This is a genomic window from Algoriphagus iocasae (assembly GCF_014206875.1).
GTDB lineage: Bacteria > Bacteroidota > Bacteroidia > Cytophagales > Cyclobacteriaceae > Algoriphagus > Algoriphagus iocasae.
Window position 1 is genome coordinate 846,678 of the sequence record NZ_JACIJO010000003.1, and the last position, 18,361, is coordinate 865,038.

At 39.1% G+C, this 18,361-nt stretch carries 13 protein-coding genes; 8 read left to right on the forward strand and 5 right to left on the reverse strand.

The features are described from left to right. Nucleotides 1–210: 210 nt before the first annotated feature. Together FHS59_RS17770 and FHS59_RS17775 are read left to right on the forward strand one after the other, a co-directional pair. Nucleotides 211–1,386 (forward strand): pyridoxal phosphate-dependent aminotransferase, encoded by a 1,176-nt coding sequence (locus tag FHS59_RS17770; protein WP_184496713.1) that lies wholly within the window; start codon nucleotides 211–213, stop codon nucleotides 1,384–1,386. A gap of 42 nt (nucleotides 1,387–1,428) precedes the next feature. Beyond that, nucleotides 1,429–2,541, forward strand: coding sequence for an AEC family transporter (locus FHS59_RS17775; protein WP_246388509.1), 1,113 nt, complete (start codon nucleotides 1,429–1,431; stop codon nucleotides 2,539–2,541). A 523-nt stretch (nucleotides 2,542–3,064) separates the two neighbouring features. Here FHS59_RS17775 and FHS59_RS17780 read toward each other — a convergent pair. Continuing rightward, entirely contained in the window at nucleotides 3,065–3,829 is a 765-nt protein-coding gene (locus tag FHS59_RS17780) for a 3-keto-disaccharide hydrolase (protein ID WP_184496715.1), read from the reverse strand. Nucleotides 3,830–4,040: 211 nt separating this feature from the next. Here FHS59_RS17780 and ypfJ point away from each other — a divergent pair, with 211 nt between their 5' ends. Beyond that, on the forward strand, nucleotides 4,041–4,940 hold the full coding sequence (ypfJ, locus tag FHS59_RS17785) for a KPN_02809 family neutral zinc metallopeptidase (protein ID WP_184496716.1): 900 nt from the start codon (nucleotides 4,041–4,043) through the stop codon (nucleotides 4,938–4,940). 392 nt (nucleotides 4,941–5,332) lie between these two features. Here ypfJ and FHS59_RS17790 read toward each other — a convergent pair whose 3' ends face one another. Continuing rightward, a complete protein-coding gene (locus FHS59_RS17790) occupies nucleotides 5,333–6,559 on the reverse strand; it encodes an Nramp family divalent metal transporter (protein WP_184496717.1) in 1,227 nt (408 codons plus the stop codon). A 164-nt stretch (nucleotides 6,560–6,723) separates the two neighbouring features. On the opposite strand from FHS59_RS17790, the gene FHS59_RS17795 reads away from it, so the two are divergent. The 4 genes from FHS59_RS17795 to FHS59_RS17810 all read left to right on the forward strand — a co-directional run bounded on the left by FHS59_RS17795 (nucleotide 6,724) and on the right by FHS59_RS17810 (nucleotide 11,935). Beyond that, nucleotides 6,724–7,737, forward strand: a complete 1,014-nt coding sequence (locus FHS59_RS17795) for an alpha/beta fold hydrolase (RefSeq protein ID WP_184496718.1) — start codon at nucleotides 6,724–6,726, stop codon at nucleotides 7,735–7,737. Beyond that, nucleotides 7,727–8,971 (forward strand): DNA recombination protein RmuC, encoded by a 1,245-nt coding sequence (locus tag FHS59_RS17800; protein WP_184496719.1) that lies wholly within the window; start codon nucleotides 7,727–7,729, stop codon nucleotides 8,969–8,971. Before FHS59_RS17795 ends, FHS59_RS17800 begins: the two co-directional genes overlap by 11 nt. 166 nt (nucleotides 8,972–9,137) lie before the next feature. Next, on the forward strand, nucleotides 9,138–10,484 hold the full coding sequence (gene trkA / locus FHS59_RS17805; RefSeq protein ID WP_184496720.1) for a Trk system potassium transporter TrkA: 1,347 nt from the start codon (nucleotides 9,138–9,140) through the stop codon (nucleotides 10,482–10,484). A gap of 2 nt (nucleotides 10,485–10,486) precedes the next feature. Further along, entirely contained in the window at nucleotides 10,487–11,935 is a 1,449-nt protein-coding gene (locus FHS59_RS17810) for a TrkH family potassium uptake protein (RefSeq protein WP_184496721.1), read from the forward strand. On the opposite strand, the gene FHS59_RS17815 is transcribed toward FHS59_RS17810, so the two are convergent. Continuing rightward, nucleotides 11,932–14,394 carry a ligase-associated DNA damage response DEXH box helicase gene (locus tag FHS59_RS17815; RefSeq protein WP_184496722.1) on the reverse strand — a complete coding sequence of 821 codons (2,463 nt, stop codon included), beginning with the start codon at nucleotides 14,392–14,394 and terminating at the stop codon, nucleotides 11,932–11,934. The two genes, FHS59_RS17810 and FHS59_RS17815, sit on opposite strands and share 4 nt — an antisense overlap. Nucleotides 14,395–14,578: 184 nt before the next feature. Here FHS59_RS17815 and FHS59_RS17820 point away from each other — a divergent pair, with 184 nt between their 5' ends. Beyond that, nucleotides 14,579–15,094 carry a hypothetical protein gene (locus FHS59_RS17820; protein ID WP_184496723.1) on the forward strand — a complete coding sequence of 172 codons (516 nt, stop codon included), beginning with the start codon at nucleotides 14,579–14,581 and terminating at the stop codon, nucleotides 15,092–15,094. Between the two features lie 44 nt (nucleotides 15,095–15,138). Here FHS59_RS17820 and FHS59_RS17825 read toward each other — a convergent pair whose 3' ends face one another. Together FHS59_RS17825 and FHS59_RS17830 are read right to left on the reverse strand one after the other, a co-directional pair. Further along, nucleotides 15,139–15,732 carry a hypothetical protein gene (locus tag FHS59_RS17825; RefSeq protein WP_184496724.1) on the reverse strand — a complete coding sequence of 198 codons (594 nt, stop codon included), beginning with the start codon at nucleotides 15,730–15,732 and terminating at the stop codon, nucleotides 15,139–15,141. 12 nt (nucleotides 15,733–15,744) lie between these two features. Beyond that, nucleotides 15,745–18,057, reverse strand: a complete 2,313-nt coding sequence (locus FHS59_RS17830; RefSeq protein ID WP_184496725.1) for a TonB-dependent receptor — start codon at nucleotides 18,055–18,057, stop codon at nucleotides 15,745–15,747. Nucleotides 18,058–18,361 lie beyond the last annotated feature (304 nt).

Sequence of the window (18,361 nt, forward strand, 5' to 3'; positions counted from 1 at the left end):
GGGTTTTCAAAATACCCTGTGTTTTAAAAACCTCTGAATTTTTCTTTGATTTTCTTTAATAATAGACCCTCCCATCCAGAAAATTTTGAATCTGGGCCTCAATAACCTAAGCAATGGTGATTTTCACCAGAATCAATCTTTCTATGCTGTTTTGAGCAAGAAGAATAAATAGAATACCCTTAACAGAAGATATACCCTAACGAAGAAACCATGTTTAAATCAATGAACAGAAGAGATTGGATGAAGACTAGTTTGTTGTCAGCCGGAACGTTGATTGCAGCTCCATCTATTGCCTTGCCAAAAAGAGTAGCAAGTGCAGCGTTTTCTTATGCTCCTGAAAGCATTTTGGGAGAATATTTACCGGATTTTCCGATCGCAGAACCTAAAATGGTAGCGAGATTGAATGCAAACGAGAATCCATATGGCCCAGCTCCTCAAGTGATCAAAGCTATCGCTGAGGCTGCAAGCACTGGTAACAGATATGCACATGGTGATGCCAATACGTTGATTGGTATGATCGCTGAGAAAGAAGGAGTGAGCCCAGATCATATCATGTTGGGTCCAGGATCTACTGATCTTTTGGAAAAAGTGGCTATCACGCGATTCCAAAAAGGAGGGAATATTATCGCGGCAGATCCATCTTACATGTCTTTGATCAATACTGCTCAAGCAATGGGCGGTACATGGAAGCCAGTTCCTTTGACTGCGGATTATGCTCATGATCTTCCTGCCATGGAAAAGGCGATAGATGCAGATACCAAATTGATTTATGTCTGCAATCCAAATAATCCAACTGGATCGATCACCAATGCTGAGGAATTAAAGAAATTCTGTATTTCAGCTTCAGAAAAGACTCCGATTTTCGTGGATGAAGCTTATCTGGAATTTTTGGACGATGCAGCTTCTCAAAGTATGGTTGGCTTAGTAGCAGAAGGAAAAGATGTGATTGTAGCCAGAACTTTCAGTAAAATTCATGGAATGGCCGGTTTGAGAATCGGTTACATCGTGGCAACTCCAGAAAGAATTGAAAGCATTACCAGCATGGTAAGAAGTACAATGGGACTTTGCTCTACCTCTTTGAAGGGTGCAATCGCAAGTATGAAAGAAACCCAGTTTATGGGAGAATGCAGAGGATACAATTCCGAATGCCGTGAATTCACAAGAAATGCCATTGCTTCTTTAGGTTATGACATCATTCCATCCTATACCAGCTTTATGATTTTCCCAATTGAAATGGAAGGAAAGCAATTCCTTAAATCAATGTATGATTCAGGCGTTGGAATCCGGGTATTTAATATCGACAATAAAGATTGGTGCAGAGTAAGTATGGGAACAAAAACCGAAATGGAAATTTTTGTTGAAACTTTCAAGAAAGTAACTGCCTAAGAAAGCGAGATTATGTCCTTTGCCTTACAGAAAACATGTTCGTTGTTATTGCTTATCCTTATTGGATTCCTGTTGAAAAACAGGCTGATAAAAGACGATCATAAAAAAGGCCTGAAAACCATTATTCTGGATCTGGCATTGCCTGCAATGATCTTTGTGGCTTTGCTAAAAATCGAAGTGGATACGGATTTAATGTTTCTTCCTCTTTTGATTTTGGCATGGAATGGAGTCATGCTTTTAGCTAGTAAGCTCACCTTGCCTTTATTGGGCATTAAAAAGAATAGTGCAGAATCCAGGACTTGGTTATTGATGATTCCATCTCTTGCTCCTGGTCTTTCTTGCTTTCCATTTTTGATGGAATATCTAGGAGAAGATGCACTTGCCTGGGGAGCATTGGGAGATATAGGGAACAAAGTTTATGTCTTGATCTTTTCTTATTTGCTTGCCATGAGTTGGTATTATAAACATCTCGGGTTAGGTGCTAGATCAAATGGGCAAAAAGTGAAAGAATTGATTATTTCAATGTTTCAGGAGCCTATAAACATGGTGATCATTGTTGCTTTAGTTTTACTGTCCTTTGGACTAACTATAGAGAGTCTTCCAGGGTTTTTGGGAGAGTCTGTGCTGATGCTAAAAGACATTATGACTCCATTGGTCTTATTGTTTATCGGAGTTTCTGTTGTTCTCAAATGGGAGCAAATCCAATCAATCGCGTCAGTTTTGATATTAAGAGCAGGATTTAGCCTCGTATTAAGCGCTGGATTCATAGCCCTAGTAGATTTACCTAGTGAAGCCGCCGTTTTGCTCGCCGTTGTCTTTCCTCTTTCAGCTTGCTCGTTTTGGCCTTTTGCCCACATGTCGGCGATCCGCCAATTAGAACGGAATAAAGAGATTGATTCAGAAAAAGGAACATTTGATCTTGGTCTTGGAATCAATATTCTGGCAGTATCTCTACCTTTAAGTACCTTATTGATTTTGGGAGTTTTTAGTTCCGGCTCTTACTTCACTGTTCCAAGTCATTTATTGATCGTTGGATCTGGGATGATTGCCATCACCATTGTGCCGAGAACGATTGTCTGGATAAGAAATCTGGAAGTTTCAATTCCATTTTTAGAGGAAAAAGAATTGAAAGATAGCTCTGCCGAAAGCAGATAGTAATTATGGGTTTGATTTATTAAAATGCAAAAAAGCCTCTATCGATTGATAGAGGCTTTTTTGCGTTTCAGCTAACTGATTAACCTTAGTATTTAATCAAATATTAACTAAGTCTTTTACCAATTTAAGTCAGAAAGAAGAATAAATTATTTTTATAAATTTTCTATTCTACTTCGGAGCACCAATTTTAGTAGTACATTTTCTAATGGTATTATCTTTGTCACTTTTTGGCGGCCAAAAAGTAAACAAAAAGCCTTGAGCCTCGGTATTTTCTTTCCGCTTAAAGAGATTAAAAATTAAATAAATTTATAGTCAGCGGAATTTTGTCCTGCATTTGCCTCCCTAAAAATGACTGGATCTCCCTCGTACCTCAGGAGCTAAGTCATTTTTTTAACGGAATGCAAAGCATCCCAAAACCGAAAATACCGAAAGGCTCACCCATCCGGCCGAGTTTTCTCAGATACAATTTCCAAGTTAAAATTATAGATCAATTACAATTAGTACTTGACTTAACAAAGTAGATTTAAAAATCTGTGCTTTTTCCATCTAAATCCAATTTTTTGATCCAGATGTTTCTATAAAAGACATCATGTCCTTCAGCTTGCAATTTCAATCCTCCAGGCGTATCGGTAATTCCTTTGCCACCGTCATTTCCTCCATCAATTCCTGAATTTGGTCCTCCCCAAACTTGTTGAATCGGTTGATCTTCGTGGATTTTTACCCCATTGAAATAAATGGTAGTTCTTGCTTTTTCGGTCAAAACTCCATTTTCAAACCTAGCAGCTTTAAAAACAATGTCGTAAGCATTCCATTTTCCAGTTCCATTGTAGGCATCAGAAGTTGGGATTTGCTCATTGATTATAGCTGCCATCCCATGGTTGGTGTTATCTCCATCTAGGATTTGAATTTCATATCTATTTTGAAGATAAACTCCGCTGTTTCCTCCTGGATCTTTCACAAAAAACTCAACATGAGCTCTGAAATCACGATATTTTTCTTTGGTCACAATATCTGCTGCGCCATATTTTCCGCCAGCACCCGCTGGATCATTACTGCTGATTACAGGACCTCCATCTATTGGATCAGTAGCTGCTGGCCATTTGATAGGCATGGTGCTCGAAAATCGTGGTCCTTCCCAATATTCCCAGTTTTTATGCAGCATTTTTTCTGTGCCATCCAAAACCAATTTTGCACCTTTGATGGGTTTGGTGCCAACACCGGTTTGAGAGAATAAAGGCATGGTACCAGCCAAAAATAGAATCACGGCAAAAAGGGCTTTTGGGGACATCCAGAATGTTTTAGGTTTAAAGAACATAGTTTATGAAACTTAAGATTTTAAAATAATTGAATTTTGGGTTTAAAGTCGTTTTGAAAATTAGCTATTTTTAATTGTTCAATTTTTATCAGATTAAATAAAGTCAATCTAATTGGTACAATTTTGAATTTAGGAATCTCACTTTCAAATGAGATTAATCCTTTAACAAACAAAATAATAACATATGAAGTGGCAAGGAAGAAGACAAAGCTCCAATATAGATGACAGAAGGGGGAAAAGTGGTTCAGGAATGGGAGGAGGAGGATTTAATCCGCTTTTGATTGGGCCTTTATTGAAAATTCTGTTTTCCAAAACAGGATTGATTATAGTGGGTATTGTCGTGGTTTTCTCTGTGGTTACTGGAACTAATCCACTTTCTCTGATCGGAGGAATGATGGGAGGTGGTGGACAGGGATTTACCACAGAAACAAATTATACCCCTACGGCCGAAGAAGATCGATTGGCAGAGTTTTGTTCCATTGTTTTAGCAGATACGGAAGATGTTTGGAATCAGGAGTTGGAGAATTATAGAAATCCTACTTTGGTTTTATTTACCAATTCTGTGAATTCTGCTTGTGGAAATGCCTCTTCTGCAACCGGGCCCTTTTACTGCCCTGCGGATGAAAAGTTATACCTTGATATCAGCTTTTTTGAAGACATGGAAAGGAAGTTAAATGCTCCTGGTGACTTTGCGCAAGCTTATGTAATTGCTCATGAAGTGGGGCATCATATCCAGAAAATAATGGGAATTACGGATCAGGTACATAGTCTCAGAGGTGAGGTTAGCGAAAAGGAATACAATCAATATTCTGTTCGACTAGAGCTTCAAGCAGATTTTCTAGCTGGGGTTTGGGCGCATTATAGTCAGGAATCAAGTGGTTGGTTAGAAAGAGGAGATTTGGAAGAAGCTTTAAATGCTGCCAATGCAATTGGGGATGATCGACTTCAGAAGCAGGCGACTGGTAGGGTGGTTCCTGATTCATTTACCCATGGCACCTCAGCACAAAGGATGAAGTGGTTTCGAAAAGGATTTGAAACCGGTGATATGAGTCAGGGGGATACTTTTAATGCGAAAGATCTTTAATTACATTCAAAATATATTTGAGAACTTGTTCGTAAGGATTCTTCATTGTTTTCAAGATTCAACTTTCAAGCCACCTTTGGCAGTTATTTCCTCGTCACTTTTTGGCGGCCAAAAAGTAACCAAAAAGCCCTGAGCCTCGGTCTTTTCTTTCCGCCGATAGAGATTTTAAATGATTTTAGAAGAGTATTCGGCGGAATTTTGTGCTACTTTGTCAGCCTAAAAATGACTGGATCTCCCTCGTACCTCGGGAGCTAAGTCATTTTTTAAACGGCTTGCAAAGCATCCCCAAACCGAAAATTCCGAAAGGCTCACCCATCCGGCTGATATCCCTAAGATTTTTTTATTCAAAAATTATGTGCAATTCTAATGTTAATAAAATTACAACTAAAGAATCACCAAATTCCGAAAACAGCACCGATGCTTTTCAGTCCAAGAATCAAGGTGATCAGCCAGATCATCAGATAAATGGCGATTGCAGAGTTGCTGTTTTTTAATTCCCCCATGATTGATTTTTTGCTGCCTATCCAGATAATCCATGCACTAATCAGAGGTAATAAAATGCCATTTGCCAATTGTGCCAAAGTAATCAGCTGAACAGGTTTGATGCCTAAAGAGGAAAAAATCAACCCTAACATCAAAACAACACCAATCGAAGCTCTCATGGAAGTGGATTTCAGATCTTGATTCCAGCCAAAAATTCCACAAACTACCAAGCCAGCGGCAAGTGGAGCGGTGAGGGAAGAAGTAAGTCCTGCTGCCAAAAAACCTATTCCCATTAAGTATTTAGCGACTGGACCAAAAATAGGCTCTAATCCTTTTGAGACATCAATAGCACTGCTAACTTCGGTTGAGGTGTTTGATGCGCCAACCAATAGAATCGCCATAGAAACAAAGCCTCCGAGGATCACCGAGATTCCAATGTCTTTTCTCATCCAGGATACCCCATCGGTCTTCTTCCATCTTTTATTCGCTAGACTGGCATAGAGGAATAGGTTATAAGGAACCACGGTTGTTCCAATCAGGGATACAATGGTGAGAAATTCCTGATTGTTCCAAGTGGGAATAAATCCTGGAAGAACATTTTTCCAATCCGGTTTTGTAAGGAAAGCCGTAATTATGAAGGCTAGGGACATCAAGATGACCATGCCGATTAATATTCTCTCCAGGGTTTTATAATTACCAAAAAATAACAGTAATAATGCGATAGTACCAATTAGAAAATTTCCTGTTTGGACTTGAAATATGCCTAAATTCAATTCAGGAGAATCCCAGAAAATCTGCAATCCCAGATTTCCACCAGTGATATTTCCAGATTCATAGGCAGCATTTCCTAGGACTATAGCCAAAAGCACTAAAGTCATAGAAAAGTACTTTAATACTGGCTGAGAATTACTGTTTCGAAGTAATTGGCTCAAATCTTGTCCTGTACTAATCCCGATTCTTCCGGAAATTTCCTGTAGGGCGACTGTTGCGATAATTGAGATTACCAATGCCCAAAGCAGTGAGTAACCAAAATTTACTCCAGCTAGCGTGCAAACCGTGACAGTTCCAGGGCCAATGAAGGCTGCCGCAATAACGGGACCTGGCCCTAGGTTTTTAAAGAATTGTGAAAAAGACAAGGTTGTAGTTTTTCTGCAAAATAGAGAATTAAGAGATTTTTTGTAGTTTTTTAATTCTTATCGGAGAGGAATTAAACTTTAGAACTAAAGGAGAAGTAAAAGAGTTAAACCTGATAGGCTTTAGAAATAGTTTTTAAGGATGTTTTGATACAATAGCGAATTGGATGATTTGGGTTAAAAGAATAAGCAAAGTAATTCTCACACTTGTTTTGTCAATTGTGTTTTTTTTGATGCTCTTGTATCGAAATGACATTTCTCAGGAAGAAGTCAATCAGAAATACGCCACTCCGCAGTCTCATTTTATTAATGTCAATGGCCAAAATGTGCATGTGAGAATCATGGGGCAAGGAGAACCCATTCTGCTTTTACATGGAAGTTTTTCCTCCCTTCATACTTGGGAGGATTGGCAAGAACTCCTCAGTCCATATTTCATGACAATTTCTCTGGATTTTCCTGGACATGGTTTGACCGGTCCAGATGAATTACAGAGGTATTCGATTCAAGATTACAGCCATTTGGCGCTCACTTTGGCAGAAAACCTTGGACTTGACAAATTTCATGTGGCTGGCAATTCAATGGGAGGAGCTGTGGCATTGCAAATGGCTTCCACCCGACCAGATAAGGTGCTGAGCCTGAATTTGATTGATGCTTCAGGAGCACCTATCCCTTCTACAAGGAATCTGGATGATGAAGGTGAAGATAAAAAGAATACCGGCTTGATTTTTAAACTTACTTCCAATCCGATTTTTTCCAAACTTCTTCTGAAATGCACACCAAAATTTCTATTCGCCATGAATATGAAAGAGGTCTATTTCAATCCTGATAAAATCACAAATGATAAGATCGACCGATATTATGAATTGATGCTTCGAGATGGTAATCGAAAAGCAACTTTAGACAGACTTTCAATTCCCAGGAAATACGAGGTGGACTTCAATGTGGTGAAAATGCCAACGCTGATTATGTGGGGAAAAGAGGATCATTGGATTCCTTTAAAACAGGCATATTTGATGGAAAATGCAATTCCAGGTTCGCATTTAGTAGTTTTTGATGAGGCTGGCCATGTCCCGATGGAGGAAATCCCGACCGAAACTGTCGCAGAATACCTTTCTTTTTTGGGGGTGGAAATCCGAAAGGACTACCTTAAGGGTCCTAATTATTTAACCCATGTCCACTGAAATTTTATTGTTTGTAGTTCTTGGTTTTCAGGTGTTTATCCTGTTTCTCATTTTTGGTAAAAGGAATAGCGGTAAAGAAAAAGAACTTCTGCAGCAGGAACTGAATAGAATCAGCAAAGAACTCGATGCTTCTTTGGCGCAGGCGAGAAAAGAATCAAATGAAAATCTTACAGCTCAATTTCGATTGGTATTTGATAACCAGAGAGCAAGTTCACGTGATCAAAATGAAGCTTTAAAAAGCTTTGGGGAGGTTTTTAGAAGGAATGTTCAGGATTTTAATTCTTTGCAAAAAGAGAAATTTGAGGAATTGAATAGGAGGCAGGATGATTTGATGAAGAGCACCGAGTTAAGACTGGAGAAAATCCGGGAAACCGTTGACGAAAAACTTCAGAAAACCCTTGAGACAAGGTTAGGTCAATCATTTGAAATGGTAAGCAATCAATTGCAGGCAGTACAAAAGGGCTTGGGAGAAATGCAAAGCCTTGCGAATGGTGTTGGTGATTTGAAGAGAGTGCTGAGCAATGTGAAAAGCAGAGGTGTTTTAGGGGAATACCAGCTTCAGGCTATTTTGGAAAATGTCCTGACACCGGATCAATATATTTTAAATGCAGCGATAGGAAATACAGGAAGGGAACGAGTTGAATTTGCTGTAAAAATGCCTGGGAACGAAGCTCAGATTTTATTGCCGATCGATTCCAAATTTCCGCAGGAATCTTATTTGCGTTTGGTAGATGCCTATGATATTGTCAATAAAGCTGAAATTGACCAAGCCAGAACTGAGTTGATCAAAGCAGTGAAGAAAGCTGCGGCAGATATTCGGAATAAGTACATTCAAGTACCCTATACAACAGATTTTGCTATCTTATTTTTACCAGTAGAAAGCCTCTATGCAGAGATTTTACGCGAGCCTGGACTTTCGCAGCAAATTCAGCAGGAATATAAAGTAATGGTCACGGGTCCCACAACATTATCTGCTATTCTAAATAGCCTTCAGATGGGATTTAGGACTTTGGCTATCCAAAAGCGTAGCTCAGAAGTTTGGCAGGTTTTAGGAGCGATCAAAACAGAATTCGGGAAATTTGGAGAGTTGATCGAAAAGACTCAAAGAAAACTTGGAGAGGCAAATTCTGAATTGGATAAGTTGGTGGGAGCCAGAACGAGGGTTATTCAGCGAAAATTGAAGGATGTGGAGGAATTATCGGAGTTGGATAGCCGCAAATTGCTTGATGAATAAGCATGAATTCTTGGTTTATATCTGAAATTTATCTCCTAAAATTTTATCCTAGAAGTTTAGATTCCTTACTTTGAAGGATGATTTGCAAAAGAAATTCTCTATATCGCTGATTGCCATATAGAAAGATGTTAATTTTGCAGCTGTTTTAATCACTCTAATTACCTCTATGGGGATGAATATCGTGATTGCAGGAGCAGGGGATATGGGATATCACTTGGCCGAGCAATTAAGCTATGATAATAAGGATATTACGCTGATAGATACAGACAGAGAAGTCCTCGAATACGTGGCTTCTAAACTGGATGTGTTGACAGTGCAAGGGGATTCCACCTCTTTTGAAGTCCTTCAGCAAGCAAATGTGGAGCATGCCAACATGGTTTTGGCGGTGACAACTTCCGAAAAAACCAATATTGTCACAGCTGTTTTAGCCAAACAATTGGGTGCGAAAAGAGTGATGGCAAGGGTAAGAAACCATTCTTACTTAGATCCAGAAAATGTCAACTATTTCAAAAATCTTGGGATTGATAATTTGATTTCTCCTACTATGCTTTGTAGTAGGGAGATTTTTAATATGATCGAGAACTCCAGTTTTACAGAAGTTTTTGATTTTGGTGGAGGTAAATTGAATATCGTTGGTATCACTTTGGATCAATACAATCCATTGGTGAATCAGCGGATCATGGATACCAAAACCAATCCGATTTTTGAGGATATCCGGATCATTGCGATTTTAAGAGATCAAAAAACCATCATCCCTCGAGGTAGTACAATTATCCGAAATAATGACCACGTATTCTTTATTTCCAATAAGAAGAATACTGAAAGTATTATGGAGGTTTTGGGACAGAAAAAGGTGATTATCAAGAATGTAATGATCATCGGTGGAGATGATATGGCTTTGACTACCGCCCTAAGATTAGAGGATCACTTCAGAGTGACTTTGGTAAACAAAGACAAGGAGCGTTGCAAATGGCTTGCCGAAAACCTGAAGAATACTCTTGTTATCAATGGTGATTATAAGAATATTGAATTGCTAGTTGAGGAAGGTCTGGAGCAAATGGACGCTTTTTTGGCTCTGACAGATTCTTCTGAAACAAATATTATTACCTCTCTGACTGCCAAAAATCATGGCGTTTATAAAACGATTGCCCATGTGGATACCAGAGAATATATCCATATTTCCCACAGCATCGGAGTAGATTCATTGATCAATAAAAAGCTTGTTGCGGCAAATGAAATTTCCAGGTATCTGAAAAAAGGTACTGTGGAGGCAGTTTCAGGAATCTATGGAGTGGATGCGGAATTTATTCAATATTCAGTTTGTAAGATGAACAGATTGATTAAAAAGCCACTTCGTGAACTTCATTTTCCAGATTCAGCGATTGTCGCTGGGGTAATAAGAGGGGAGCAAGTCTTTATACCTGATGGAGATTTTATGCTTCAGATGGATGATAAAGCAATTGTTTTGGCTTTGCCTGAGGCTAAGGTTTCCTTAGAAAAACTTTTTCATTAAGCATGATCCACTTTAAAGAAATTGCTAAAATCATGGGAGCACTCTTGGTGCTCATTGCTTTACTGATGATTCCTGGTGTAGGTTTTTCCATCCATTTTGGAGAGGACCCCTGGCCAATACTGAGTTCCATGGTTATCACCTTGATCATCGGTGGCATTTTGTTTTTTTCATTTTCTAAGCAAGATCAGAATATCAGAAAGCGAGAGGGGTATTTAATCGTTTCCTTGAGCTGGATTTTCATGGCAGGATTTGGGATGTTGCCTTTTGTTCTGAGTCATGAAATAGCATCCTTTTCTGATGCATTATTTGAGACAACATCTGGAATTACGACTACAGGAGCTTCAATTCTAAACGACATTGAGGCCATGCCAAAAGGTCTTTTGTTTTGGAGAAGTATGCTTCAGTGGATAGGTGGTTTGGGAATTATCGTCCTTACTGTAGCTATTTTTCCTTTGTTGGGAATAGGTGGAATCGAACTATTTGTGGCAGAATCTCCTGGCCCTACTTCCGATAAAGTTCACCCTAGGATTTCTGAAACAGCCAAGCGACTTTGGTATGTCTATGTGGGTCTAACGGTTGCTGCCACTCTTTTGTATTGGGTTGGTGGAATGACGTTTTTTGATGCGATCAACCATGCCTTGACTACGCTTGCTACCGGTGGATTCTCAACCAAAAATGCGAGTATGGCCTATTATGATTCGGCCTTTATTCAATATACTGCCATCATTTTCATGTTCTTGGCAGGAACAAACTTCACTGTCATTTATTTTGGATTGGTTGGTAAGTTTAGAAAAGTACTTCGCAGTGACGAGTTTAAGGCATATGCCTTTATCGTTTTTGCGATTTCGGTAGTATTGTTTTTTCCAATCTTTTCCAAGATGGGTTCTGACCCTGAATTGGCTTTTAGAAATTCAGCTTTTCAGGTTGTTTCCTTGATTACCACCACAGGATTTGTATCTGATGATTATACACAATATGGTCAAGGTGTAACTTTTATCTTCTTTATCTTACTGTTTGTAGGTGCTTGTGCAGGTTCCACTGCCGGTGGGATTAAATTCGTGAGGCATCTTACATTTTTCAAGAATTCCTATTTGGAGTTCAAAAGATTGGTTCACCCAAGAGCAATTGTTCCTCTGATCATCAATGGCGATCGGGTAACGGGTAGAATTGTAACCCATATTATGAATTTCTTATTGCTCTACCTTTTGATATTCGTATTTGGAGCATTTACACTTTCTATCATGGGATATGACTTAGAAACATCCCTTGGTGCCACTGCCACATGTCTTGGAAATGTGGGGCCAGCAATCGGTAAGGTGGGGCCAGTGGATAATTTTGCATTCTTTACTCCAACAGCAAAAATTTTCCTTTCCTTCATCATGCTTCTGGGAAGGCTGGAATTGTTCACCATTTTGATCCTATTTACTCCTTTCTTCTGGAGAGCCAATTAATCCTGAACTTCAAATTGAGATTGAATTTTTACGATTCTGTCTTCAAGTGATTCAGAAGAAATACTCGTTCTGCTCAATCGGTCTACCATAATAGGGAAGGAAAAAGGTGTAAACTGAACAGGATGTTTTACAACGATTTGCTGGGCATTGATCTTTCGCATGGCTTTGAGCATTTTCTCCTGATCCATTTGCTGGTTGATAGCTTCTGCATGTGCTTGTTTGAGCAAAAGGTTATCGGGATCATAGGATTCAAATACCTGAAATAATAAGCTTGAATTAGCTTGAATATGTCTAAAAGTGGTTGGTTTACCTGGATATCCCTGAAAAACCAATCCTGCAATGGTGGCAATTTCTCGAAACTTTGTTCGGCTCATTTCGCTTTCATTAACACAATGTCTGATGTCTTCATGAATATTGTCCAAAGTGAATAAATCTTCTTCTAAAAGTTCCTCAATGGGGATTTCGGTATCAGACAGCAATTCAAAACCATAATCATTCATCGCGATGCTGAAGGTTACCGCATAGCTGATACTGATTCTATAGGCGATCAAAGCACTCATTAACTCATGGATCATTCGTCCCTCAAAAGGATAAAAGTATAAATGGAAACCTTCCTTGCTTTGATGGGATTCAATCAAAAAAGTATCTCTATTAGGAATGATCGATAGTTTAGCTTGAAGATCCAATATTGGTAAAACCCTTACGATTTCCTCTGAAATGTAGGTTTCTTGATTGTATAGCTCCAGGATCTCTCTGATTTTCTCAGAAAGTTTGGAGGAAAGTGACATTCTTACGCCCATCCAGGATACAACATTTCTGGTTTTCTTTTCTGAGACTTTTACTGTGGCGGTAAGACCTTTCACCTGGAGTAATTCCAAGCTTCTTCCGGCAAAGAAAAAACGATCTCCAATTTTCATTTTCGAAATGAAATATTCTTCCACAGAACCTAGATAAGCTCCATTTTTGAATTTCACTTTGAGCATCACATCAGAAACTATCGTTCCCATCGAGAGTCGATGTTTCATTGCAATTCGTTTGCTTTTCACTCGATAGATTCCGTCTTCGTCAAGGATTACTTTGAGGAAATCCTCATAACTTCCTAAAGAGGCGCCTCCTTTAGTGATAAAATCCATAACCCATTGCATTTCAGAATCAGAAAGTGATTCAAAGGATCTGGTTCTTTTCGCCACTTCAAAAATCTTCTCTGCATCCAAACCATCTCCAACGGCCAAGGTGACAAGAAACTGAATGAGCACATCGTAAGGAAGTTCAGGAGGAAATTGAGATTCCATGTCACCTTTTTCTATTGCATCCCTGAGCGCCGAAGCCTCAATCAATTCCAATGCGTTTGTAGGGACGAAAAATATCTCAGATGGCTGTCCAGGTTGATGACCTGCTCTTCCAGCTCTCTGAATAAATCGTGAGACTCCCTTGGGGCTTCCAATTTGAATCACTCGATCAACAGGTCTAAAATCCACTCCCAAATCCAAACTGGAAGTACAGACTACCAACTTGAGTCTACTGTCGTGCAAAGCTTCTTCTACCCATGAACGAACAGACATATCCAGCGAACCATGGTGCATGGCAATCCAGCCAGCCCAATCTGGTCTTGCTTCCAGTATTTTTTGATACCAGATTTCAGTCTGGGAGCGAGTATTTGTAAATAAGAGTACGGTTCGTCCAGCTTCAATAATCGGAATGACTTTTTCCAACATTCGGATTCCCAAATGCCCAGACCAAGGATACTTTTCGATTTCATCCGGAAAAACAGAGTTTAAGAGAATCTCTTTCTCGATTTTGGCTTTGATGATATGAACGGGAAGGTTCTTGCCCAATAAAGTTGCTGCAGCTTCTTCCAAGTTTCCGAGCGTCGCAGAAACAGCCCATCTTCTGAAAGTTGAAGGACAGATCGACTGGATGTATTCCAGAGCCAACTGAACTTGAACCCCTCTTTTATTACCAACCAATTCGTGCCATTCGTCCACTACAATCGCTTTCAACGATTGAAAAAGTTTGCCATGCTCTTTCTGCGAAATAAGTACATGAAGGGTTTCTGGCGTGGTAATAAGACATTCTGGGGGATTTCTCTTGATTGCAGCTCTTGTTTTGGCGTCCGTATCTCCATTTCTTACGGCCACATTCCATGGAAGCCCAATAGATTCGCAGACTTCCTGCATCGCAAGTTGAATGTCTTTGGAAAGAGCTCTAAGAGGAGTTACCCAAATCAGTTGGATTCCATTTTTCTTTGGCTTTTTCCATGTGTCAGGGTTTTGCTTAATGTATTCCAGAATGACAGGAAACCAAAGGGCAAAAGTCTTTCCTGATCCTGTAGGAGCATTGAGAAGACCTGATTTTCCATCAAGGAAATCGTTCCAGGATTCCAGCTGAAAAGGAAAGGGAGCCCATCCTTTTTTATGGAAATATTCTAATCCTACTGAAAGCCTGTTTTCTTGGCTCATGAATGAATTTGAGATTTATGAGTATTGAAAATTGAATTTTTCTTTCTGCAAAACCAATAATTGTCTGGAACTGTCATCAATTAATTAGAGGATCCTGACTATTTTGAGGTTTGAGGAGCGAAAATAAATCAAATTGAAAACTACCTCTTGATTTCTTCGTTATGTTTCTGAAACCATGAATACTATGAAAAAGTTAATTCTTGCTTGTTTGATCTCCTTTGGATTTATGTCCTGTAAGGATGTGATCAATGAACCTTTGGATTACCTAAATAAGGTTAGCTATGATCTGAATAAGGCAAGTGATTACGAATATTCAGGTGTTTTGGAAGTAGGAGAATTACCAAATGGGGAGTTGGAACTGGAAATAAAATTGTATGGAGCGACTGGAAATCAATCCGTTACTTTTCCGACCCATTTGCATTTTGGATCCTATGATACTCCTGATGCAGAAATGGCGGCTATGTTGAACCCTATCAATGCAAATACCTTAACGAGTCGTACTATTTTGCCCCAGTTAGCCGATGGGACAAAACTTACTTTTGAAGACTTTAAATCTTTTGATGGGCATATCAAAGTTCATTTGGCAAGTGAAGGGCCCGATTATCAAGTGATTTTAGTAGCAGGAAATGTCGGTTCAAATGTCGATTTATCGCAAGGCTTCAATCCTGATAAAATAACCATGTGTTCGGATACTTATTAATCAAAAAAGGCAGCTGAGAGGCTGCCTTTTTTGATTTGTAAGAATTAATTAATCTCGATAGGGAAAGTGATATCAAGATCAGTTTCGCCTCCGGCTTGAGCAAAATTTGTAAAATTAGGATTGTTAGCGCCTGGATAGCTTTTATCCAAATCGTGACGTAAAATCACTCTCATTTCTGTTGCAGTAGCCCCTGGAGAAGAAGAAACAGTGAGTGTGTTTTGCAAACCAATCAATTCGCCACTTGGATCATCATATGAGATTGTTAGGATATTAGAGGTGAATGCTGATCCCAAAAAGAAAAACTGATGCTCGTCTGATTCTTCCTGAACTTCTTCCGTGATGTCTTCATTTGCAATTGAATTATACAAAAGCACATCCAATCTATAGGTTTTTCCTTTATCCAATGTGACAGTTTCAATGGTTGGAGTTCCCAATTCCACGCCTTGAGGATCAGATGCTAAAAATTCAAAAGAATCTCCAACAGGATTTCCGGAATCATCCAGTTCAGTAAATTTTAAAGTGACATCCGTGATCACTTCTTCATCATTTTCTATTACTGGGTCTTCACTTTTGCAGGAAAAAAGAACTGCCGAAAAAAGAACTGCAGCAAATAGAGATGAGTTTTTAAATAGTTTCATGTTGGTCATTGTTTATAATTGGTAATTTAGTTTTATAAGGAAGTTTCTGCCCATGTCATCAGTGAAATACCTGAATCGATTCATGTACTCTTTATAAGAGGTATTCAATAAGTTCTGTACTTGTAGGCCTAGATTTAATTTGTTTTTTCCTAACTCAAATTGTTTTTGATAGGAAATATTAAACAAGGCATAACCGTCTGGAGCAGGCGCCAAATCAAAGTCAGGCTCTCTTTTTTGTTTAGCCACAAGCATATTGCTCAAAGTAAATTTGTTGGTTTTTGAATTGCTCAATGAGCCAAACTGATAGGAGAGACCCCAATCCATTCTATCGGATGGGATAAAAGGAAAATAATTATCGGCATCTGTGTTTTTAGCTCTGATAATGGATCCTTTTGCATAGCCACTCAATCGCTCTGTGAAAACATAGCTACCTGAAAAATCAAATCCATAAAAGAAAGCATTTGCCTGCAGGTATTCATACACATTGAATGTTCCTCTTAAAGAAACATAGGTGTCTCCTGTAGGATTCAGATAGATATAATCTGAGATATGATTGGCATAAGCCGTCAATTGAAGTTGGGTTCTGCCTCCATCATATTCCAATTCATTGACCCATTTAAGTGACTTTTCGGAATTCAAATCTGCATCGCCGATTTCAACCGCTGCTGCTCCATGGTGCAAACCCTCGCTGAAGAGTTCATTGACATTTGGCGGTCTCCAGGCTGTTCCCAAATTGGAGTTGAATGTGACTTTGGGACTGATCTGATAAAAACCTCCAATAAAGGCAGAGAAGTTATTATAGCTTAAATCAGCTTGCTGTAATTCGGAATCGACAAATCTGGCAGTTTGAACAGTTCGGGTATCAAAACGGAGCCCACCTTCAATTTCCAATGGTCCTTTGCTATATTTTTCAATGGCATAAAAGCCCAAGTTCAGCATGTCATAATTCGGAATGAGAGGTGTTACACCTGTTCCGGGGATGTTACTATTTGCCTGCTGAATCGCATTAATTCCAAAGCTTCCGCTCCACTCGTTCTTTAAACTATGATCTAAAAAGAGATCTAAAGTATTGGTGAAAAGCTCCAGATCTAAACTTGGTTTCGTATTCAGGTCACCTCTTCTTTTATCAAATTCCTGACGATTATTGGCCTGAAATCCATATTGAAAATTCAATTTCCATTTATCAGACAGGTGATAATGAGATTTGATTTTAGCGAGATGATGAGAGACTACTTGTTTTGGGTTGATGATATCATAGGTGAAACCAGGGTCTGAAAAAGGTCTTCCATTTTCTATGATATTGATTAAATCATCGAGATTTCCAGTGTGAGAATCTCTCAAAATACCCAATGTGGTGTTGAAATAGCTGTAGTATCCTTCAATTCCTAGCTTTTGGCTGCTGTAACCCACAGAACCAGAAAAGTTAAGTTCGCTTAATCCGGTATTGCCTTGGTAGTAATCCGGTGATTGAATGTTTCCAGCTCTCTTCGCCGAAGCCTGAACTTGATAGCCGAGTCCTTTGATTTTATCCGAACCATTGGCATGGGAGATAGAAATGTTTCCCATTCTGCCATTGCTGCCTCCGGTAAAGTAAAAATTGGTTTTTGGATCTTTTTTTGTCGGGAGAGGGGCAGGATTAACTAAAATCACACCTCCCATGGCTTCTGGCCCAAATCGAACTGTTTCAGCGCCTTTGATTACCGTGATTTCATCTGCCACAAAAGGATCAATTTCCGGGGCATGCTCAGCACCCCATTGTTGGCCTTCCAAACGGATGCCATTGTTTAGGATCATGATCCGGTTACTATGCATGCCATGAATAACCGGTTTGGATATACTATTACCAGTAGAAAAAGTCGTCACCCCAGAAATTCGCTTTAAACTTTCCCCAAGGCTTTCTCCTCTTGCTTGCAATAAATCATCTCCATAAAGAGCAGTTACTGCAGTTGTGGTTTGTACCGCCAGTTTATGCCCATGTATCTCAACTCCGCCTAATTCAAAGGATTCTTCTTCTAAACGGTAGGTTTTGTTGAAGTTATTTGAAGTCAAAGAAATGGTGTCTCTGATTTCTTTATGCCCCAAATATTGAATCGTTAGGTTATAATTTCCTTGGCAGAGTTCTTTGACTATAAAGTTTCCATTTGCATCGGAAACAGCTCCTGTGGCACTTTCTACAACCCAGATATATGCTCCTTCGATTGGATCATTGTTTTCCTGGTGTAAAATTTTACCGCGAATAGCTAACTCACATTTTTGCCCGAAAGCTGAAAATGCTCCGAAAAGGATAAAAATTAAGGTATAGGTGGAGAGGTTGATGTATTTCACGAAGCAAAAATAGATTCCATTTTTAGATTAAACTAGTCTAAATGAAACAAAGTTGCAAAAATGTGAAATACACTCAAAATATCTACTCGAGTGGCAAATCAGAAGGACAAGATTCAGAAATTCGAAATAAGAAATCAGGAATCAGAAAACATGATTATCCGAAATGAGGCCAGTAGTTAAAGATTGAGTTTAGAAAAGTCACGGAATTCGTTCACCGACGAGAGTCCACTGTCCACAGCAGGTTGAATTCTTTTCAAGACTGCAAGAATTAACAGACATCTAAAATGCTACAAAAAAAGTCCGA